21 protein-coding genes, 1 tRNA gene and 1 pseudogene are annotated in these 21,102 nt (G+C 41.1%); 12 read left to right on the forward strand and 11 right to left on the reverse strand.

Annotated features, from left to right (window positions below; all coding sequences use genetic code 11):
* Nucleotides 1-77 precede the first annotated feature (77 nt).
* The 3 genes from D6D85_RS01880 to D6D85_RS01890 all read right to left on the reverse strand — a co-directional run bounded on the left by D6D85_RS01880 (nucleotide 78) and on the right by D6D85_RS01890 (nucleotide 1,648).
* Nucleotides 78-584 carry a DUF1947 domain-containing protein gene (locus D6D85_RS01880; RefSeq protein ID WP_125670387.1) on the reverse strand — a complete coding sequence of 169 codons (507 nt, stop codon included), beginning with the start codon at nucleotides 582-584 and terminating at the stop codon, nucleotides 78-80.
* Nucleotides 585-612: 28 nt separating this feature from the next.
* A tRNA-Asp gene (locus D6D85_RS01885) sits at nucleotides 613-686 on the reverse strand.
* Between the two features lie 119 nt (nucleotides 687-805).
* Complete coding sequence (locus tag D6D85_RS01890) at nucleotides 806-1,648, reverse strand: TIM barrel protein (RefSeq protein WP_161969630.1); 843 nt, start codon at nucleotides 1,646-1,648, stop codon at nucleotides 806-808.
* A gap of 307 nt (nucleotides 1,649-1,955) precedes the next feature.
* Between D6D85_RS01890 and D6D85_RS01895 the strand changes: the two genes are divergently transcribed.
* Complete coding sequence (locus tag D6D85_RS01895) at nucleotides 1,956-3,017, forward strand: radical SAM protein (RefSeq protein ID WP_125670389.1); 1,062 nt, start codon at nucleotides 1,956-1,958, stop codon at nucleotides 3,015-3,017.
* Here the strand turns inward: D6D85_RS01895 and D6D85_RS01900 are convergent, their stop codons facing one another.
* Complete coding sequence (locus tag D6D85_RS01900; protein WP_125670390.1) at nucleotides 3,018-3,584, reverse strand: AAA family ATPase; 567 nt, start codon at nucleotides 3,582-3,584, stop codon at nucleotides 3,018-3,020.
* Between the two features lie 89 nt (nucleotides 3,585-3,673).
* Between D6D85_RS01900 and cas6 the strand changes: the two genes are divergently transcribed.
* Nucleotides 3,674-4,519 (forward strand): CRISPR-associated endoribonuclease Cas6, encoded by an 846-nt coding sequence (cas6, locus tag D6D85_RS01905; protein WP_125670391.1) that lies wholly within the window; start codon nucleotides 3,674-3,676, stop codon nucleotides 4,517-4,519.
* On the opposite strand, the gene speD is transcribed toward cas6, so the two are convergent.
* Nucleotides 4,448-4,867: an S-adenosylmethionine decarboxylase gene (gene speD, locus D6D85_RS01910; RefSeq protein WP_125670392.1), complete on the reverse strand. Its 420-nt coding sequence runs from the start codon at nucleotides 4,865-4,867 to the stop codon at nucleotides 4,448-4,450. The two genes, cas6 and speD, sit on opposite strands and share 72 nt — an antisense overlap.
* Nucleotides 4,868-5,147: 280 nt before the next feature.
* Nucleotides 5,148-6,155, reverse strand: a complete 1,008-nt coding sequence (locus D6D85_RS01915; protein ID WP_125670393.1) for a hypothetical protein — start codon at nucleotides 6,153-6,155, stop codon at nucleotides 5,148-5,150.
* Nucleotides 6,156-6,363: 208 nt separating this feature from the next.
* On the opposite strand from D6D85_RS01915, the gene D6D85_RS01920 reads away from it, so the two are divergent.
* From D6D85_RS01920 to D6D85_RS01935, 4 genes are all read left to right on the forward strand, one after another.
* Complete coding sequence (locus D6D85_RS01920) at nucleotides 6,364-6,693, forward strand: cupin domain-containing protein (RefSeq protein ID WP_237558711.1); 330 nt, start codon at nucleotides 6,364-6,366, stop codon at nucleotides 6,691-6,693.
* A 10-nt stretch (nucleotides 6,694-6,703) separates the two neighbouring features.
* Nucleotides 6,704-7,267, forward strand: a complete 564-nt coding sequence (gene thpR, locus D6D85_RS01925; RefSeq protein ID WP_125670394.1) for an RNA 2',3'-cyclic phosphodiesterase — start codon at nucleotides 6,704-6,706, stop codon at nucleotides 7,265-7,267.
* 6 nt (nucleotides 7,268-7,273) lie between these two features.
* Nucleotides 7,274-8,038, forward strand: a complete 765-nt coding sequence (locus D6D85_RS01930) for an SAM hydrolase/SAM-dependent halogenase family protein (RefSeq protein ID WP_125670395.1) — start codon at nucleotides 7,274-7,276, stop codon at nucleotides 8,036-8,038.
* A gap of 371 nt (nucleotides 8,039-8,409) precedes the next feature.
* Complete coding sequence (locus D6D85_RS01935) at nucleotides 8,410-9,966, forward strand: PEP/pyruvate-binding domain-containing protein (RefSeq protein WP_125670396.1); 1,557 nt, start codon at nucleotides 8,410-8,412, stop codon at nucleotides 9,964-9,966.
* Here the strand turns inward: D6D85_RS01935 and D6D85_RS01940 are convergent.
* Nucleotides 9,925-11,682: a redoxin domain-containing protein gene (locus tag D6D85_RS01940; protein WP_125670397.1), complete on the reverse strand. Its 1,758-nt coding sequence runs from the start codon at nucleotides 11,680-11,682 to the stop codon at nucleotides 9,925-9,927. The genes D6D85_RS01935 and D6D85_RS01940 overlap by 42 nt on opposite strands.
* 97 nt (nucleotides 11,683-11,779) lie before the next feature.
* Between D6D85_RS01940 and D6D85_RS01945 the strand changes: the two genes are divergently transcribed.
* From D6D85_RS01945 to D6D85_RS16760, 4 genes and pseudogenes are all read left to right on the forward strand, one after another.
* Nucleotides 11,780-12,733 (forward strand): NOL1/NOP2/sun family putative RNA methylase, encoded by a 954-nt coding sequence (locus tag D6D85_RS01945; protein WP_125670398.1) that lies wholly within the window; start codon nucleotides 11,780-11,782, stop codon nucleotides 12,731-12,733.
* On the forward strand, nucleotides 12,730-13,140 hold the full coding sequence (locus D6D85_RS01950; protein ID WP_125670399.1) for a methyltransferase RsmF C-terminal domain-like protein: 411 nt from the start codon (nucleotides 12,730-12,732) through the stop codon (nucleotides 13,138-13,140). Before D6D85_RS01945 ends, D6D85_RS01950 begins: the two co-directional genes overlap by 4 nt.
* A 117-nt stretch (nucleotides 13,141-13,257) precedes the next feature.
* A complete protein-coding gene (locus D6D85_RS01955) occupies nucleotides 13,258-14,160 on the forward strand; it encodes a coiled-coil protein (RefSeq protein WP_125670400.1) in 903 nt (300 codons plus the stop codon).
* Between the two features lie 127 nt (nucleotides 14,161-14,287).
* Nucleotides 14,288-15,238 (forward strand): annotated as a pseudogene (locus D6D85_RS16760) (DUF373 family protein); the annotation flags it as partial.
* 6 nt (nucleotides 15,239-15,244) lie between these two features.
* On the opposite strand, the gene D6D85_RS01965 reads toward D6D85_RS16760, so the two are convergent.
* Nucleotides 15,245-15,796 (reverse strand): NYN domain-containing protein, encoded by a 552-nt coding sequence (locus tag D6D85_RS01965; RefSeq protein WP_237558713.1) that lies wholly within the window; start codon nucleotides 15,794-15,796, stop codon nucleotides 15,245-15,247.
* Between the two features lie 129 nt (nucleotides 15,797-15,925).
* Here D6D85_RS01965 and D6D85_RS01970 point away from each other — a divergent pair, with 129 nt between their 5' ends.
* Nucleotides 15,926-16,255, forward strand: coding sequence for a transcription factor S (locus tag D6D85_RS01970; protein ID WP_125670403.1), 330 nt, complete (start codon nucleotides 15,926-15,928; stop codon nucleotides 16,253-16,255).
* 4 nt (nucleotides 16,256-16,259) lie between these two features.
* On the opposite strand, the gene D6D85_RS01975 is transcribed toward D6D85_RS01970, so the two are convergent.
* From D6D85_RS01975 to D6D85_RS01985, 3 genes are all read right to left on the reverse strand, one after another.
* Nucleotides 16,260-16,460, reverse strand: a complete 201-nt coding sequence (locus D6D85_RS01975) for a PRC-barrel domain-containing protein (protein ID WP_125670404.1) — start codon at nucleotides 16,458-16,460, stop codon at nucleotides 16,260-16,262.
* A 6-nt stretch (nucleotides 16,461-16,466) separates the two neighbouring features.
* Nucleotides 16,467-17,174 (reverse strand): acetate--CoA ligase family protein, encoded by a 708-nt coding sequence (locus D6D85_RS01980; protein WP_125670405.1) that lies wholly within the window; start codon nucleotides 17,172-17,174, stop codon nucleotides 16,467-16,469.
* 175 nt (nucleotides 17,175-17,349) lie between these two features.
* Nucleotides 17,350-18,624, reverse strand: coding sequence for a hypothetical protein (locus D6D85_RS01985; RefSeq protein WP_125670406.1), 1,275 nt, complete (start codon nucleotides 18,622-18,624; stop codon nucleotides 17,350-17,352).
* 266 nt (nucleotides 18,625-18,890) lie between these two features.
* Here D6D85_RS01985 and D6D85_RS01990 point away from each other — a divergent pair, with 266 nt between their 5' ends.
* Nucleotides 18,891-21,101, forward strand: a complete 2,211-nt coding sequence (locus D6D85_RS01990) for an elongation factor EF-2 (RefSeq protein WP_125670407.1) — start codon at nucleotides 18,891-18,893, stop codon at nucleotides 21,099-21,101.
* Nucleotide 21,102: the final 1 nt, after the last annotated feature.

The following is a 21,102-nucleotide window of genomic DNA, read 5'->3' on the forward strand; positions in this document are numbered from 1 at the left end:
TAGAAGCCATTAGAAGGATTCTTTATAAGCTTATTGTTAGAATAATTAACCATCATGTTTGATAAATCCACTTATAGCTATTTATCGCTGGTAATATGCTCCCTAATGGACTTCCATATTCTGTCTCCAAGATGGTGTATATTTCTCACTGATTTTCCCCTTTCCTTAATTTTATCCGAGTTTCTCAGGGAAATACCTAGGGCTATTGTCTTATTGTATTCCTCGGCTACAACTCTGACAATGTCTCCCTCTTTTATCCTCTCATCCACGTCCTTCACACCAGGTCCCATGACATCAGCACCATTTAAGATGAATTTCACAGCGCCTAGGTCAACAGTAATTTTTGGAATATCTAGTCCATACTTATCTATTATACCTATAAAAGGGATAAGAAAATTTTCTTTTCTCACAAGAACAGGAAGTCCATTATACAAGTAAACAAAGGCTTCTCCAAGATCAACAACTTCTAATGACGTCTTTCTCTTAGTTATCAGGCTGGAAAGCTGAGGGTATCTGGACATAGCATCATCGATAATGCCTTTGCTCTCCTTTGTCGAGATTTTATATTTCCTAAGCTTCTCCATACGTCTATCCTCAAATTATTTATTATAGCGCCCGGGCCGGGATTTGAACCCGGGTCTGAGGCTCGACAGGCCTCTATGCTGACCGGACTACACCACCCGGGCACTCTTCACGGTCTAACATTTGCTGTAATTGTGGTGGATCAAGGTTAATATAAGCTTTTCCCCTCATGCTAGACATGAGTTTTCGCTGTTCTTAATAGTTTCAATATAGGGGTAGAACATTACTTGTTCTTCAGGAAGCTCTCATATATCTCCTTCATTTTGACAGAGTCTCTCTCCAGTATGGGGCTCTCTGATACGACAAACCATTTTAAACCATTTTCTGCCATTATCTTCGCCAAAGGACGGAAATCTGGTCCATAACCCGAACCTAATTCGTGGTGCATTCTCTCACCATAGCCGGATGAAGTGGCTTCAACTTCAGTAAAGTGAACAACCAAACCATTAATATCACCAAGCTCTTTCTCTATTTTGTTCAGTATCGATCTATAATCCTCCTCGCTTTTTATAATTCCGCCCTCTCTTACGTGAAGATGGGCAAAATCCACTGTTGGACTGACTCCATCAACAGATTTAGCCATTTCTAGAACATCATCCAAGGATCCAAGCTGGGAGGGCTTCCCCATAGTTTCAGGTCCAAGCTCAACATCTATACCCTCGGATATCATTGTCTCCCTAAGCTCTTTGAGCGCAGATATTGCTATCCTCAGTGCTTCATCTCTACTTCTCCTGAGATAGTAACCCGGATGGAAAGTTACATGTCCTGCTCCCATAGCTTTAGCAGCTTTTGCTGCAGATAAAAGCCTGTTTATGCTGCCTCTTATCTTCTCCTCAGTTTCTGCAGATAGATTTATGGCATAAGGAGCATGAAGGGTCAATATTATATCATTTTCCCTTGCTTCATCTCCTAACTTTTTCAGCTCCTTTTCGTTCGTTGGTACTCTCCTTACCGCTTGGTATTCCATCCCACTCAAGCCTATTTCTCTCAAATATCCAAAAGCTCTCTCCTTCGGGGCATCTATTGGAAAACCAGCAGGACCAAACCTAACCCTATCTAGGATCAAATTCACACCCTTCATATGTTAAGGCTGCTTAGTTATTGTTCGCTAGAGGTTATTTATAAGAATTGGTTTCCTCCTGTGTGGTTATCAGGAGCTAAATGGTGAAGCTTATATACTCGATCATCCCATAATTATATTGGGACCGCCCAGGGCCTTGGAGTCGCTCCCCTTCTGTGCTGAAAGGAAGGGGCAACCGCCCCCATTCGGGGGGATAAAGGGGATCCCATATTGATCCCCGCCCAAGGCACATGAGACGCCGCACTTGGGTGCGGTGCCAACCCGGGCGGTCCCCATCTTCAGGTGAATTTAAATGGCCTGGTTCCTCAGGCCAGATGCTCTTCAGGCTTTTGATGATCCAGAAATAAAGGAGGTATTGTCAAGATACATAGATGTTTCGAGAGGAAAGAGGCCTGCCATGTTCATTGTGTCTAGAAGCCTTGAAGTAGAAGATCTCAAGGGAGAGGATGGATGGAGAGAGCATGATAGAGCAGTAAATGAAGCTTTAAAAATCGCAAAAGAGGGATATTTCCCTGAGGAAAAGCCTAAGTTCTCATTGCTAGATCTGAAATATAGGCTTTCACTTGAGCTAGCAAGCAAATGCAAGCTATGTGAGAGGAAGTGTGGTGTTAACAGGATAAAAGGAGAAATAGGCACTTGTGGTGTTGAAAAGCCTAGAGTTGCAACTGCTTTCATACATATGGGCGAGGAACCTCCTATAACGCCCTCGGGCACTATATTCTTCTCCGGGTGCAATTTTAAATGCGTTTACTGCCAGAATTGGGATATTTCTCAGTTTCCGAGTAGAGGGGAGGAGGTAAGTGAAAGGGAGCTCGCTCTACTGATGGATAAGCTAAGGGAGAAAGGAGCTAGGAATATAAACCTTGTTGGAGGGGAGCCAACTCCAAACATTCCTTGGATAATAGGCTCTCTAAGGTTTGTGACAAGGAATGTTCCCATAGTGTGGAACTCAAACATGTATTTATCTGAGGAATCCTTGAAGCTTTTAATAGGACTTGTGGATGTATGGTTGCCAGATTTTAAGTATTGGGATGACGATCATGCTCTTAGACTGAGCAAGGTGAGAAATTACAGGGAGGTAATCACCAGAAATCTGAGTGAGATATATAGAAGAGAGGGGGAGATTTTGATAAGGCATCTAGTCCTTCCAGGACACTTAGAATGTTGTACTTATCCTATACTTGAATGGATAGCGGAGAACACACCGAAAGTGCTTGTAAATGTGATGGAGCAATACAGGCCGGAATATATTGCAGACAAATATGAGGTGAACAGGCCTGTAAGCTGGGAGGAAGTAAAACTGGCCAGGAAAAAAGCTGAAAATCTAAAACTCAGGTGGAGAAGCGTCTCTTAATCAAATAAGGAGTATCTTCAGAAGGGATTTCTTGAGATCCTCTATAGAGCCATCATTCACCACAAGCTCATCAGCCAAAGCTATTGCGTTTCCTAGACCAAAGAGCTCCACTTCAATTCTATCATCCCTGAGAAAAGAGCTGTAATCCCTTCTATCAAATCCAGATCTGTTTCTTTGGACTAGTCTTAAATATCTCAGCTTTCTTGGAGAGTATATTGCTATTGAGACAAAATCACTTCCAAACTTCTCTCTGAAGAAATCCACCTCCTCTATGTTTCTTATGCCATTTATGACGAATCCTGGTGCTTTTTCCTTTATTATTCTGTGATAAGTTAGCTCAGCCACTATATGAGGACCTTTCTCCTTTCTAAGCCTAATACCATATTCTCTTAAACTTTCTCTAGTTGGAGTCACACCTAGTTCGCTTAGATAGCTAGAAAGAACTTCGCTCATCCTTATCTGATAAAATCCAAGTTCTTTTGATATTATATCGGCAGCAGCATCTTTTCCTGATCCTGGTAGGCCTAGAAGAGCCACATAATGGTATCTCACAATATTTTCACTCATCTATTTCCTGTGTCGATACACGCTTTAAAATCTATGATGAACGGAGAGGTTATTAGTTTGTCAATGGAAATATCAAGGGAAGATCCACCATGGAAGGAAAAATATACCTGATAGATCTATCATTTTCAAGTAGAGGGGAGGGAGAAATACCATTTTCCGGTCCTTATATAATAGATAGCATAAGAAAAGCTATAATGTCCTCGGATCCAATCGTAGCAAGATCGGCTGAACTGAACGAAATATCAGTATACCCCTTTATGCCAAAGGATGGATGGAGATCTTGGTGTAAGTACCAAGGTATGCATGTGTCAAATGGAGAGCGTTTTCAGTCAAAGATAGTTATCTTCGATGAGGAAGTGTTTAATTTGGTGAGATCTTGGCTTCTTAAAAAACCTGCCATCAGGATAGGAGATATAAGCTTCCTTTTAGGTGATGTGAGCTGGACAGAGTTAAATTATGATTCCTTTATTATAAAGGAACCATCTAAATCATTTAGGTTGGTTTTTATGACTCCAACGTGCTTGAAAAGATCAGAACCACAGCTTTGTTACCTGTATCCCAATGTGAGGACCATAATATCATCCCTTGCATCGATATGGAATAGAAGAGCTGAAACAAAATGCCCGGATCCAAGAACTATAGGAACTTGGGCTAGCCTAAGTCTAATAGAAACAGGATATGAACTGTGCACCAGCAGGCCCATACAACTGCAGGGAAACCGCTATCTCGTGGGGTTTGTCGGATGGGTTAACTACAGAATAGCAGATCATCCAGAATGGAGCAGGGAGGATCATATTATGATGGCAGCTTGGACACAGACGCTTCTCAGACTTGGTGAGCTATCGGGCATAGGTATTGCACGATCAGCTGGATTTGGCAAGATAAGATATAGCGCCAGTAGGTCTGACGCCTACTTCCTCGAAAATCGCTCCTAAAAGACCCATTCCAGTCCTGATTTCTAGTGAGTATCCTGTTTTTCCCTTAAAGAATCTTACCAAGTTGAAATATACCTCCCATGTGCTCTCCGGATCCTTACAGGACGAGACCTCCACTGTCACGAGGCCCTTGCTTATCCATGTCCTCACAGCAACGTGAGATTCTCCTATAACTCCTATTCCCAGCAGTCCATCCACCTGTCTGTGCACATAGACATCGAATATAGTGAGTCCGGCTCTGACTACGGACGAGACTATGGCCTCCTGTAGGAACCCCATGTCATCCATTAGAGCTCTATCGGCATTGTGAATTTCCCCTATCACGTGAAACTCGAAGGCTCTGACCATAGTACAAGTCACCTCCTTTGAGAGTACATGAAATGGACAATAGGTTCAAATAAAAATTTTATGCTGGCAAGTCAAGGGATTAATCTCTGCGTCAAAGCTGGCCAAAATCAGCCAAATTTGTCCAAAATGTCTCTTTAGCCTCTGAAAAATCCCCCATTGATCAGACCTCGGATTAGAGTTCTTTTTAGAATTCTGAGGAATGCATGCAAGATAAACTGTATTATTTGCCAGATTAGCGAACAAAAAGGAGATAAGTCTCTAACTTCGTTAAATTCTAATTTTAAATGCTTTTCGCTCCGCTTATCTCCCTAGCCACGGAGGTCCCGCTGGATCCCAGTATCTCAGGTCTGCTGACCTCTTTTCTGCGTCTTCTGACCAATTCCTTCACTATTTCATTCATTTCATCATGAACAAGCTCTTTTACAGCTTTTGCATCATCTATCAACAGCCGATTAACCTTCTTTTTTGCAAGAAAATTCAGAAGCTCTGCAACAAACGGTCCTGTATCTCCTTTCATGAAGAAAGTGCCGAGTGCATGAAGCTCCAGCTTGTTTGCTAGGCTTCCCACCTCTGATAGCTTCTTAAACAGGAAGGAGATTCTCACAATACCTGCAAATCCACTTAGTCTTGTTACAACCTTGCTTCCATCAACAGACTCCTGCATACGCTCCTCAATGTACATTAGATCCTCTACTCCAATATTAAACTCCTTTGCAAATTTTTCAGCCGGCCATATGCCGAAAATAAGGGGAATTTCTCCCTTTATTCCTACATTTTGATCTGATATAAGGCTAATTGCAGTTCTTAAAATTATTTGTTGCAATTCCTCGATCTTTTCCTGCTCGAATGGTGCTATCCTCTTTACGAAGGATCCTCCCTCTCTTCTATCAGAGAAATCTCCGATGTAAGATCCATCATAACCCTCATAAAATCTCTCCAATATGGGTAAAGCCACACTGGACTCGTCTAAAAACAAGGCAGGATTTTCATCCATTCCCTTCAGGAAATTTTGTCCATACAATCTAGTGAGGGATCCAGGAGAGTCAACTACAACCCAACCATCTGCGCCTTCAATGCCAACAATGGGTTTCAGTGCATAGGTGAAATATCTTAGCTCCTTGTCATAGGAAAGAGAGCATCTAACACACAGCTTTATCAACAGATTCCTGTGGTAAAAATCTCTTTCTGCCTCTATATCCATTCCAGCTATCCCAATTACATTCCAAGAGCTCTTCTCCTCCATTATATCTCTTAAAATCCCTGAGAATAACTTTCTTGGTGTTCGCATGCGATTACCTCATCACTTTCTGCTTTCAATAGTTGCCCTTTTAATAAACTTATTGCAATACTCAGGGCCACGATGTCGTAATAACTCTACGAAATAGTCTCCTTAAGTTCTCCTTAGCCTTAGAATTAGGTTTAGCACTTATTAAAAACTGAAGGTAAAAGTTTTATCTTTGAATATAACTACCTTAATGGGGTGAGGAAATCTGATAGTGAGAAAAGTCTCTGATGTAGAGCCCCAGCCTGTTGTGGATGCCGAGGGAGTAACTGTGAGATGGATCTTCAGCAAGCCGGAGAATGTGCCAAATTTTGCAATGAGATATTTCCACATGAAGAAGGGATCTGTGATAAAGGAGCATTTTCACGACTGGGAGCATGAAATCTATGTGGTGAAGGGGAGGATAATTGTGACAGCTGGAGAGGAGAAAGCAGAGGTATCAGAGGGATACGCTATATACGTACCTCCAAACATTCCCCATTCCTATCTAGCTATTGAGGAGTCTGAGTTTCTCTGCATGATACCGCTAAAGGGTGCTCCTTAGGTGGTATTATATGGGAATAAGAACATTTATAGCAGTGGATTTGGATGACTCTCTGAGAGGAAAAGTAGTTGATATCCAGTCTAGATTGGAGAAATCAACAGACTATGTGCTAAAGCTAGTTGAGCCAGAAAATCTTCACATAACCCTTAAATTTCTCGGCGATGTTGATGAAAGCAGAATGGAAAGAGTATTTCATACTGTTAAAGAGGCATTGTCTGGTGCAAGTCCATTTAAGATAGTGCTGCGGGGAGTAGGCGCTTTTCCCTCTGTTACGAGGCCTGAGGTGATATGGATTGGGCTTGGAGAGGGAATGGAAAGCTTAATTAAAATAATGACAACACTGGAAACTTATCTTGCGAGAATAGGTTTTCCTAGGGAGAAAAGAGAGCCAGTACCGCATCTTACAATAGCGAGAGTTAAAAAACCATCAAAGGATGGCATATCCTCTCTTCTGAGATCCCTCTCAGACATAGAAATAGGTTCCATGGAGGTATCAGATGTGAAGGTTAAGAGCAGCACATTAACTCCTTCTGGACCTATTTACAAGGATCTAACTACAATTCACTTGGTGTGATGAGAAATGATAATAACTCTCCTAACAGATTTCGGTACGAAGGATTACTATGTCTCAGCTATGAAAGGTGTGATAAAATCCATAAATCCAGCGGCAGATATAGTGGATATAACTCATGAGGTGAGGCCCTTCTCCATACTGGAGGGAGCTTTTATTTTATGGCAAGCAGTTTCTTGGTTTCCCGATGGGTCTGTGCATGTGGGTGTTGTGGATCCTGGAGTTGGAACAGGGAGGAATCCCATAGTTATCCGAGCTGGAAGAAGTTTCCTAGTTGGACCTGATAATGGACTTCTTTTTCCCGCAGCAAAAAAGTTGTCAGATAAACTAGAGGTGTTCAAGATAGTGGAGGGAAAGTACACTTTACACAGGTCGGGGACATTCGATGGAAGGGATATATTTGCGCCTGTCGCTGCTCATATATCAAGAGGAGTTCCTGTAGAGGAAATAGGGGTTAGAATAGATAACTTTATCAAAATAGATTTATTTGATTGGAGAAAAGCTGGAAGAACTGTATACGGCAAGATCCTGCATATAGACAGATTCGGGAACATAGTAACAAACATACCAAATCTAAATATTAATAATATGATTATGAGGATAAAGAATGTTGAGATTCCTGTGAAGACCATGAGTTCCTATGCTGAGGCCGAGGATGAAGTTTTTCTAGTTGAGGGAAGCTCGGGGCTTTTGGAGATATCCTCTAAGATGAGAAGCGCTGCAGAAATAACAGGTCTAGAAGTAGGCGATCCCATAGAGCTGATTATTCCATGAGGATTTCAGTCACAAAAATTATGAAATGGGAGCCCAGAAAACCCAGAGCTTTAGCTCTGGGATGGATGGGCAAAGTTTAAATACAAACCTCCCCTGAAATCCATGGCTCGGATGTTCCGGGTCAGCGAGGATATGTCCTTAGCCCGCAGGTTAATGAGATCTGCGGGATGGGGGAGTTGTGAGCCCCCCGAACCAGCAGATGAGGGGATAGGCGCAAAGCCTCCCTGAACGCTGGAAGCTCCCGACTTCGGTCGTGAAGCAGCTCACATAAAGGATTTCCTCAGAGATTTTAGGGATTGTTGTGTGTAGTTGTAAACCCCGTAGAAGAGTTCTGCTCCACTTAAAAATTTATTATAATAAAAGGTGAGTTCATGGAGGAACACGAGCTCATAAAAAACCTGAGATCGGCTGGAAAAGAGACTCCTGATCTAGGACCAGTTGCTGTATGGATGGGTGAGCTGGAATCTGGCGGATACCCTGTACCAAAAGGTATAGTAGTATCAAATAAGGTACTTGACTCCTTTTTAAGGGAAAATGGGATTGCACATGAGCTGTTTTCCATGATGAAATCTGGAAGGAGCGGGGCTGAGGTATCCGAGAGAATCTCCAAGATGATAACATCTGGAGTTATTAGTCAACAGTTAATGAAAAGCTTATTGGAAAGCATAGATTATAACATGGAGAAAGCCAATGAACTAGGATGGGTCTCATTAATAGCCTCTCCTTCTCACAAGCTCCTGCCGATTTTATGGAATGAAGGGAATATATTCATGCATGGAGTTAGCTTGAAAGGATTGGAGGAAGGATTAAAAGAGATGTGGAAACTGAACTTCATGCCTAGGGCTATAGATCTGGCTAGAAATGATCTAAACATAATCTTAAGCTCTGTTATAATGCTGGATCCGGTAGAGATTGGCTTATCTGGGTGGCTTGTAACGGATGAGTTAAATATACTGATAAAATCCTCCTTTGGCTATCCCAAGGGGTTTAATGATCAGGGATATGATTTATTTACCATAAATAGATCAAATCTCTCGATAAAAGAGAGAAAAATAGCTGAGAAAAGCACGAAAATCATAATCGAGAGGGGAGGATTCAAGGTGATCAAGAGGATGAGAAGTGAGGAAGCAGTATCTTCTTCTATAAGCGAGGATATGCTAATAAAACTGGCCACGCTTGGTCTAGATGTTGAGTGGCACCTGGGAGGTAATATTATCCTTCAGTGGGCCATTGGAGAGGAGCCAATTATACTTCTTGCTGTGAAAAGAAAGGAGGTAGAAATAGGAATAAAGAAGGAGGAGATATACACCGAAAAAGAGGAGGAAAAGATAAAGCTGCCTTCAGTTATTCCACCTCCTGCTATACTGAAGTTGTTTCTCTGGGTGGACGATCCTGTAAAAGCCGAGAGTCTTGAAAGTATAGTGGATGGATTTATAATTGATAGTAAGATAGCTCAGAAAATATTGAATTTTATATATAAATTAGGACATACTATAATAATAGATGGAGAGCTAGAGATCCCTCAGGACTTGGCGCAAAGGGTTTACTTCCTGTCAAAAGAGTCTGGAAAAAGAAGTTTGCTTAAGGTAGAAAGCCTAAAAGACCTTCTACTCTATAAAAGAGGGTTTTCTGGTATGGTGATGTATCTAGATGTCATTTCTAAAGAATTAGATATGGGATACAAGGAATTGCTCAATATGATAAGAAAAATAGTGGATCCCTTGGAAGGGGGGCTGGTCTTAGCTCAGCTGGATGAGATACCGGATGTTGATACAGTTAAGATCATGATGTCCCTTGGGATCACAGGAATTGTCCTCAGATCTATAGATGAGGAAAAAATGCTCAGGCTGAGAGAGATAGAGAAAGAGCTCCTTCTGAGCACTATATCATTGATATGGAAAAAGAACTTTAATGTAATTAATCAATAATACATTATTATAATTCACAGTTATAGTAATATCTACCCTTGCTTTCTTCATTTCTATTGGAAATATGAATATCCATTTCTCAGAACCTAAACTTTTGAAGTTTATATCAATATGTAATTTCTTGCTTGGGATATCAGCGTAGGAAAGGAAGAGATGATACCCATAATCCCATTCTAGGCTGTACTTTTCAACGAGATTGCCTGCATGTATTACCACATCACTCTCCGGCTTTCCGAACATTCCAAGCAATAGCTGAGGTAGTGGTTCTTGCTTTATATAAATAGATAAATTTTTAATACTATTAGAAAGCATAGGTATATCAAAAGATATAAATTCTCCTTTATTCACATAACGGCTCATATTTAGCTCTAGCGTTTCATTGGTAGCATTCCCAACAACATCTTTCAGTCTTCTTGCCTCCGATAAGTATGAGATGAAATATGCATGTGCTCTTGTTAGATTTTCCTCTTGAATTGAATCTAAAAGTGAGGACACATCAGAGTACATCTTATTTATCAAGTCCTTTGCTTTTCTTGCTATTAATAGAGCCGCTAAACATTCCTCAGAGGAGTTTTCACATGGTGTCGTTCCGTTGATCTTCTCTATTATATTCTCCAGCACTCTCTTTCTCTCTATCCAGGCACTTTTGTTGAGAATCTCCCCTGGTGGTTTCCTGAAAAGGAATATAGTAATATTTTCATCTGTTTTTCCTGATTTAACCTGAAGCTTGGTCGATAGATTCCCAAAGAACTCCTCAACAGGGGTTATGCATATTTTGTAAGAAGTTTTATTAATTTTTTCCAAGTGAAAATTAAATTTATTATAATTATAAACAAAAGATATATTATCTATATCTTTATCCGAAGCAACATAGAAACAGCTGTTTCTATCGAGGTCGATCAATTGACTGGACAACTTTACTGAAATATTTTTCTCCCTGTATATTTGGATATCCTTGCTTGCTTCTGAAGCTGAAAAATTCTGGTCTCCAGGAAATCTAGCTTTAATAACATAATTTCCGTCAGGAAGCTGGCTTATATCTAGAGTTGCGGAGAACTCTCCCTCTGGATTAGTTAACGTCCATGTTTCCATCTCAGCTAGGCTTATTATAACAACTCTGCTGGGGATACCAAATGTTTCGCTGTATAACCTACCTTTTACTATTACTTTCTCTGGATAGCTGATTTCAGCACTCAGGGATATATAAGTAGGTATGGGCATCTGAGCTCTGCCTACAGAAGGACTTTTCGCCCCACCAGCAGCGGTAACCAGATCGCAGAAACTTTCATTGCTTTCACCAGAAATTATTTTAAATATATTTCCATTAATATCTATTATTACTATAGTTGGCACTCCGCTCACATCATACTTTTTAGCTAGATCGAAATCCTCCGGAATGAAGAACCAGTTTTCATTAGCATAAGAGGAGAAAAACTTGTAATCTTCTTCTACATCTCCTCCAAGCCCATCCATTAAAACGATATAATCTCCATCGCAGCCGGATAGACCTGCGCTTAGCTTTGGAATTTCCACGCGACAATGAGGGCAGTAGTACTGATAAAAAACCAATATTATGACCTTTCCCCTCAGATCATTAGTGCTTATGGTTTTTCCATCGTATGTTTTAACGGAAAAATCAGGTGCCTTAGTCTGAGGCAGAGCCAGAATTATAGTAACATTTATTATGATGAAAAATAATATCCAATATATCCTCATTGAGTGTCAGATAGGGAATCCTTTAAAAATTCCTCCGAGCTATTTTCTAAACAACTTGTAGACATGCCGTGAAGGTTGCTGTGCAGCAGGGATCTGGATGTTTTCATCAAATGAAATCCCGAGCGGATTGTTGAAGCCTTCCTTCGAGGAGAAGTACAGAAAAATGCTCGGAAATGAGTATGGAGAATTCCTGTCCTTTCTTGCAAAAAGAACAAGGAAAAGCATAAGAATAAACAAAATGAAGGGGAAAAAAGAGGACATAATTGCTCTGTTGAGTGAGGATGGCTGGAATCTCAAGGAGATACCATGGTATAGCTATGGCTTCTGGATAGAGCCTCAAGCAGAGGGAATAGGAAATACGATTGCCCACAAGCTAGGCCTTATATATGTGCAGGAAGCGGCATCCATGGTTCCACCTGTTGTGTTAGATCCAAAACCAGGGGAATTTATTCTGGATCTAGCAGCAGCACCTGGCTCAAAGACAACTCAGATCTCTGAGATGATGGAGTGGAGAGGAGTAATAGTGGCGAACGATGTAAGTCCCTCTAGGATAAATGCGCTCTCTTCAAATGTTCAGAGGATGGGATGTATAAATGTGGTGATAAGCAGGGCTGATGGGAGACGAATATACAGGATGTATGGTGAGATCTTCGATAGGGTTCTCCTAGATGCTCCTTGTAGCTCTATAGGACAGGTGAGAAGGTCTTGGGAAGCTCTTAAAAGGTGGAATCAAAACCTAGTGGAGAGAATATCGGTGCTTCAGAAGAGTCTTGCAATTGCTGCGTATAAAGCATTAAAGCCAGGAGGCTTAATGGTGTACTCAACTTGCACATTTGATCCTGAAGAAAATGAGTTTGTGGTTCAAAGTTTGGTAGATAAAGGAGCAGAAATAGTGAAGTCCAAAATCCCTGGTATGAGGACAAGAGAGGGACTTGTTGAATGGAATGGTGTGAAGCTTGATGATTCACTGGCATATACGCACAGAATATACCCACACCTAAATGACACAGAGGGTTTCTATGTAGCCCTAATTAGAAAGGTGCCTGTATGATAGATGAATTTATTGCTTGGTTTAAGGATAGATTTGGAGGAGATATAAGCCACTTAAAGGATTTTCTTATAATCTCGGGAGAAAAAAGGATAAGGATGATATCTCCAGAATCTAGAGAGATTAATGGAGCGATAAGAGGAATTTATATAGCAAAAATAACGCCATTCGGCTTTTCTCTAAGTATAGAGGGATCTCAGATACTGGGGAAATATGCTAGAAAGAATGTAGTTAACCTTAGCAAGGAAGTAGCACTAATGTGGATGAAAGGCGAGGATATTCCTCTGGGGGATCATAGCATGGAAAAAGGGACTGTGATGGTAAAATACAAGTGGGTGTTCATGGGGAGCGGATACTTTGATGGTCAGAAAGTGAGAAACTATGTTCCTGGTGAGAGAAGGCTGGAGTAATATATTTCAATATATTAAGTGCTGACAGAAAAAGGTTTATATTCTACACTCTCCCTCGATCACTGCCTTGATAGATTATTCACTCCGGATTCTAGTATTAAATAAGGAGGAAGTCAGATGGAGGACGCCGAGAGAATCTTAGAGGAGCTGAGAAGCCAAAGAGATGAACTTAGAAGGCAATTAATCCAGTTAAGGGATGAAAGAAGAGCACTTATAAGCCAGCTGAGGGAGTTAAGAGAACAAAGAAGATCTATCATAGATGAGCTGAGAGCTAAGAGGGATGAGCTGAGTAAGCTGCTTGAGGAAAAAAGAAAGCTCAGAGAAGAGATAGAAAAACTAGAGAAGGAAAAAGAAGAGGCTTTAGCTAAATTCAGGGAAGCCAAGGAGAAGGTAGAGAAAATAAGACAGGAATATGAGTCCATAATGAACTCCATAGGCATACCGGAAAGAGTGATAAGAAAGAGGATTCAGAGACTTGAGAAGAGAATAGAGACGCAGCCTCTTTCAAAGGATGCAGAAAGAGACATAGTAATGAGAATAAGTCATCTAGAATCTCTTCTTCAGGATATAAATAGAGCAAAGGCAATAAAGAGAAAACAAATAGAATTTCTGGCTGATCTTGAGAGGTGGAGATTCTTCATAAGGGATGCATCTGAGGAGATAAGGGCAAAAAGACAGAGAATAAAGGAGATAAACTCGACTATCTCTAAGATAATAGAGGAACTTGATGCTAGAAGACCTGAGGTTGAGGCGATTACAGCTAAAATAAAGGAGCTCAGTGGGAAAGTAGATGAGATGAAAGGCAAGATGGACGAGATATTCAACAAAATTGTTGCAATAAGAAGCCAGATAGAGGAACATGTGGGGAAGATAGAACTCGAAACAAGAGAAAAGGAGGAAGAGGTGAGGAGCAGAATAGTAGGTGAGGCTAAAGAAAAGCTAAAACTAGGAGAAAAGCTTTCCTTAGAGGAACTCAAGGCCCTTATGGAGGCTGGAATAGTTGGAGAATCCAAAGGCTAAGTTCTTTAATATTCTCCTCTAAATAGCATATTTATTTTTAACTGCAGTATTCCATTGAGTTTTCCTGAATAATCTTGATATGTAGAAACACTTAAAAGTGTCTCAGGAGATATCCAGATGAGAGCACATGGTGAGCAATCCTGAGAAGGTCTTGGTGCTCTGCGTTGACAGAGACGACGATGTAGGGGTTAAGACGGGAATAAAGGGCCCAATAGTTGGAAGAGATAGAAATGTTGAAGCAGCCTCCAGATTGGCGATGGCGGATCCCTCGGAAGCAGATGCCAATGCTATTTTTGGAGCCGTAAAAGTCTATGATGAAATGTTGAAGGAGCTTTCTGAGGATAGTTTACTAATAGCAACCGTTACAGGTAGCAATAAGAGTGAATTTCTGGCAGACAGGGAGATAATAAGACAGATGAGCGAGATAACAAAGGATTTCCGTCCAGACATGATAATACTTGTTTCAGATGGCGCTGATGATGAAAGAGTAATACCCCTATTGAGCAGATTCTCAAACACAATAAGCATCAGAAGAGTGCTTGTTCAACAGAGCAGGGAGATGGAGGACATGTACTTCCTGCTTAAGAGGTATCTAGAAAAGCTTTTTGAGAATCCAAAGAACAGGGCTATAGCGTTTGGAATACCAGGAGTAATCCTGTTTTTAGGGGCATTGTTCTATATTCTCAACATACAGAGATATTTCTATGCAGGTGCCGGTTTGCTCATAGGTTTAATTCTATTAGACAAGGCATTTGATATATCAAGGAGAGTTCAGTCAGCAATAGGGTACTTTGGTGGAAGCTTGGGCCTTATCTCCTTTATCGGAGGTCTATCCGGACTTACTATATCAATAATATTGATGTATAATGAGGCAATTTATCTGATAAGGAATTATCCGTTTGAGATCCTTCTTCCCAAGCTCCTTCAAGATTTCTCTTTGCATATAGCAATATCTTTATCCATCATGTTCTGGGGAAGTTTCTTGGAGAAATTTCAGAAGAAATCAAAGGATGCTTTCGAGAGACTATTCGGAGCTATTGCTATGATGACAATATGGCCCATTCTTCAGTATACATCCCTGTATTTACTCGGAACTATCTCCCTCCAATCCTTCATCTTCTTCGAGATCAGTATAATACTCTTCCTCATAGCCCTCTTCTTCCTCACTCTTCACCTCGGATGGAGGAAGTTCGGCGGACTCACTCAGTGAAACAAATTTATCTGCTGCCTTTTTTAAAGCTATGCTAAATCCTGGCTCTGTTCCTATTACAATAACTTCCTTTCCCTTCTCCTTCGCTTTGTGTATGAGAGGAAGGTATGCGGCACTTCTTGCGACTATTATCAGGCTGTCTATCTTATCCATGTAGATTGCATCCATTGCTGCTATTGTGAAGTCAACTTCCACCTTGCCAGCAGATATTATAGGCTTAAAACCGGCATTATTTACCGCTTCCACTAGCTTTTCTGAGGCCTTTCTGTCCAAGACAACTGCTGAAATAACAGGTCTTCCTATATCCATTATTATCTTTCTAACTGTTTCTAAATCGACATTAAGATCCTTTCTGAGCATATTAGGCCCATCAACTACAACAGCTACCTGTTTCCTCTTAACAGCTTTTTTAACAGTTCTCAGCACCTTCAACTTTGATCCCTCTATCAGCTAGCTGGAATTTAAAAAGGATATTTTTTATTTAAACTTATATGAATAAATTAATAACTTATTCTTTAGGGAAAAAGCTTATTAGGGCACTAGTCAAAGTCTCATATGATCTGTCCCAAGTGCGGTCATTTAATGCGACCCAAAAAAGAGAAAAACGCTATTGTCTTTGAATGTCCGGTTTGTGGTTTTATCTCTGCCGGAAATGGGAATTTGAAGGTATCAAGACATGTCGCTAGAAGACCGGAGGATAATGTGATTGTAATAGATAATCCGGAAAAGCTCATAGCGTTGCCTGTAGATGAGGATGTCGTGTGTCCCAAATGTGGCAATCGTGGGGCATATGTACAAGTAGTGCAGACGAGAAGCGCTGATGAACCTCCAACTAGGATATATACATGTACAAAATGTAAGTATACTTGGAGAGAATATACATAAAACCTTATACTTGAACTATATAGATATCTGCACATGCTTTTACTAGTTCATATGGTATCCTTCTCTTCTCCTTCTTCTGAGAAACCACTATTTCGGCTATCTGACCCTTTGCATCATCCATTATAAAGTCCTCAGCTTCTCCTAAATATTTTCCTTCCGTGGAAAAAACTGGCATTTTGTATAGCTCAGATATCTTCTTGACCATAAGAGATCACCTTAGTAGAATTCTGGCGTCCACAACCTTTATACCATTTGGATAAGCCATCACTGGATTCAGGTCCATCTCAGCTATTTCCTCTATCTCAAGGCCCATTTTCCCGACAGCAATCAAAGCTTTTTTCAAGGAGTTTATATCCACAGGCTCGGACCCCCTGTACCCTGAGAGAAGAGGATATCCTTTTATCTCCCTGATCATTTCATCAGCATCCCTCTCTGTTAGAGGTGCTATTCTAAAGGATACATCCTTAAATATCTCTACAAAAATCCCTCCCAAGCCAAACATCACAGCAGGTCCAAACTGCGGATCTCTTATCAACCCTATTATTACCTCTACTCCCTTTGGTGCATACTCCTGCACGGCTATGCCCTCTATTCTTGCATTGGGTTTGTTTTTCCTCACATTTTCCATTATCTTTCTGAAACCGGCTCTTACCTCATCTTCGTTTTTAATTCCAACGAGAACTCCCCCTACATCGCTCTTGTGGACTATATCCTGGGAAACTATCTTCAGAACAACGGGAAATCCTATTTCCTCGGCGATTCTCACAGCTTCCTCCTCATTCTTTGCAACCCGGATCTTTGTAACAGGTATACCATATCTGCTGACGAGATTTTTCGCCTCGTGCTCTAGTAATAACTTCCTGCCCTCCTTTAAAGCAATTCCTATCTCTTCTGGGACGATTTTACTAACTTGAGTCATGATGGACACCTCCAAGCAGAGAAGGCATTGCTTTTTTAACTTTGTCGTGCCATGAAGCATAATATCATGATAAAAATGTATACATATGCATTGTATGTTCATCCCAAACTCGGCAGGATGAGAGCTATGTAAAGCCTAGCAAAACCGGGAACTCTGGCTTTAGCCGTGAAGGATGTTATTTTGCTTTTAGTCTCCTCATAATTCTGTCTAGGCTCTTCTTTCTCAATTCATCTATCTTTTTCTCAGTCTTCTCTTTTTTCTCCTTGATTAGGGATTCCTTTACCTCTTTCATCCTTCCTATTATGTCCTCTGGAACAAGGTAATTTCCTGATGAATCCCTTTTTAGCAAATTCTTTGCTGTCATTGCCTCAAGTCTGGAGAACGTTTTGGATACAGGTAGCTCTATTTCTATGGCTACATCTCCTACAGAGACCGGTCCTCCATTGAACTTTCTTATAATAACCTCCATTGTATCTCTAATATCAGCAGGAAGACTGGAGAGGAATTCCAAGAGAGGACCCTCAGTCTCCATTATGCTTTCGAGAATTCTCATATCTACAGTGCTTTTTCCTAGGACCACTGCCAAGTCTACAGCCCTTTCTAAAATAGATAAAAGCTTGGCTGGATTTCCACTAGCTATTTTATTGGCTTCTACGACTACTTCTTGATCTATAGGTCCAAGAGGGGATTGAAAATTCCTTGATTTCACCAGATCAATTCTTTTTGACACCAAGGAAATGGCCTCATGATCCCTTAAAGGCTCTACTCTTATGATGTCATGAATCCTAGAGGAAAGAGCAGGAAATCTGCGCTCTATTTCATCAAATGCCTCTCTTCCGCTTGTCATGGCTAGAATTGATCCCTCAGGCATGTTGGAGACCACCTCCCTTATCATCTCGAAGATGAAGAAGATCCAAGATTCATCAGTAAAGAATACATTATGTATATCATCTAAAAGAATGCATGATGGTCTGGTGGACTTTAGCGATTTAACTACAACCTTCCCGGCATTGCTAGCAGAGCTTATTATCTCATTCATCTCTTCCTTAGTAAGCTGGTCACTAGTTCCAAAGATAGTCTTCTTTAAGACCTTATCTACTCCTCTATAGTTTCTATATGCCATTAGAATTATCTCCTCAACTATTTGCTGGCCTATCATCGGTTCAGTTGGGTAATACATGGTGGAAGCGCCGTTCTCCCTGAATATCTGCGATATAACCCTCAATCTCATAGTTCTGCCGGATCCAGTAGAACCTGTTATCACTAGGAAGCTTGATCCTACATTTGATAGAGCTTCATCCACTAAGGGCTCCAGTAATGAGTCACTTTCCTGCTTAGAGAATATTCTGATAGGATCAGATTCCTCTAAAAGAGGATTTCTTGTAAAAGGGTTCCTAGATAAGCCAAGTATGCTAGAATATCTGTCCACATAATATGGGCTTGTTCCCATTAGATCACCTTCTTGGAAGCTTTTTAAGAGCAGAACAACTTATGCAATAGATATGCCTTTCCATAAAAGTACTTGACATTTTCTGCAGCATAACATCGGGCTTTATATGAGGCATCTCGTTCACTAGGAGTTATACAGAAAAGTTTATTTAAGTATTTTCTTTCAGTTCTCAATATGTTCATGACTTATATATTTGTAAGAAAAAAGCATTCAGACACATTTTTAACTGCACTCAAGTTCTTATCTGGAACGAAGAGGTGGTGATATTGCAGAAGTATAAGAAAATAGTTGACCATCTAAAAGATCTAATGGGCAATCAAGAAAACATCAGAAATATAGGTATAATGGCTCATGTAGATCATGGAAAGACCACACTATCCGATCAATTGCTCTCCGGGGCCGGGATGATAAGTGATAAGATGGCTGGGGAAATGCTGATGCTAGATTATCTGGAGATAGAACAAATGAGGCAGATGACAGTGAAAGCTGCGAATGTATCTTTGTACTATCAAAAAGATGGAAGGGAATATGCAATAAATCTGATAGATACACCAGGCCACATAGACTTTACAGGCCATGTGACCAGATCTCTCAGAGTTATAGATGGTGCAATAGTGGTCGTGGATGCAGTGGAGGAGGTCATGGTTCAGACAGAGACTGTTACTAGGCAGGCGCTTGAGGAGAGAGTAAAGCCCCTACTTTTCATAAATAAAATAGATAGGCTGATAAAAGAGCTCAGGCTCACCCCACAGGAAGTGCAAAAGAAAATAGTCAGAATAATAAAAGACTTTAATAATTTAATAGAGGCTTATGCAGAGGAACAATTCAAGGACAGCTGGAAGGTGAGCTGGGAAAACGACTCCGTTGCCCTTGGTTCGGCTCTTCACGGATGGGGGATGAACAATAGCATATCACAGAAGAAGGGAATTAAGTTCTCTGATATAATTAAGGCATATGAGGAAGGGACTGATTTAAAGCCAATAATTCCCGTGTATGATGCAATACTGGACATGGTTATCAGACACATACCCTCCCCTAAGGAAGCACAGAGCTACAGAATAGACAAGATATGGAGGGACAAGGAAGCGGAGGATATAATAAATGCAATGAAAAACTGCGATCCAAACGGGCCCCTTGTAATTGGGGTAAATGCAGTAAAGGTTGAGCCACAAGCAGGGGTAGTTGTGACAGGCAGGGTATTCAGCGGAACTCTTAGAGAGGGAGAGGAGGTATATCTTGTGAATGCAAGGCAGACTCAAAGGGTACAGCAGGCATCTCTCTACATGGGACCTTACAGGATAAGATCCGAGCAAGTTCCTGCTGGTAATATAGTGGCGATAATGGGGCTCAGTTATGCAAGTCCAGGGGAGACCGTTATAACTCAGGATATAAGGGATAGGGTTATTCAGGGATTTGAGTCGATAAAGTACGTCACAGAGCCCGTTGTAACAGTGGCGATAGAGCCAAAGAAACCTCAGGATCTGCCAAAGCTCGTGGATGCCATTAGAAGGCTCACTATACAGGATCCAAACCTGATAATGATACACAACACTGAAACCGGTGAGATATTGCTCAAGGGAACAGGGCAGCTTCATCTCGAAATAGCGATGTACGAGCTTCAGAAGGAGGGTTTAGAGTTCGAAGTTGGCGAGCCCACTGTTGTGTATAGGGAGAGCATAAGAGGATCAAGCGATGTTGTTCTGGCCAAATCTCCAAACAAGCTAAACAGAATATGGGTGACAGCAGCAAGATTAGACGATAAAGTCGTTAACATGATAAAAATGAGGGAGATAGATGAGAGAACTGACAGAAGAACGCTTGCTACAGTGCTTAGGGAAAGAGGGGGAATGGAGACCGAGGATGCCAGAAATGTCATGAAGATAGATGAGGAGAACTACAACTTGCTTATAAATAGAACAGTTGGAGTGCAGAGATTAGACGAAGTCAAGGAGCTATTGAAGCAGGGATTCATCTGGTCGATGAAAGAAGGGCCTTTGGCTGGCGAGCCTGTAATGGGGGTTGTCATAAGGCTTGTCAATGCAATGATACACGAGGATCCAGCTCACAGAGGACCAGCCCAGATAACTCCAACGATGAGAAGGGCTATATATGGTGCTATGCTTAGCTCTGATCCTGTTTTGCTTGAGCCAGTGTACGAAATTCAGGTGTCAACCCCTCCAGAACTCATAGGAAATGTGATAGGTCTGATATCGCAGAAGAGAGGAAAGGTAGAGGGAATAGAGGAGAGAGGGAGGATAAGCATAGTGAAAGGACAGATACCTGTGAGAGAAACTCTTGGAACTTTCAGCAATGAGATGAGAAGTGTGACGAGTGGAAGAGCCTTCTGGCAGACAAAGTTCTCTCACTGGGAGCCCATGCCAAAGAACCTGATGATAGAGACAATAATGGAGATAAGAAGGAGAAAGGGAATGAAAGAGGAGATTCCAAGGGCAGAAGAATTTATGGACACCCTTTGAC

Origin of the sequence: Candidatus Methanodesulfokora washburnensis (genome assembly GCF_003947435.1) — an archaeon.
Taxonomy (GTDB): domain Archaea; phylum Korarchaeota; class Korarchaeia; order Korarchaeales; family Korarchaeaceae; genus Methanodesulfokora; species Methanodesulfokora washburnensis.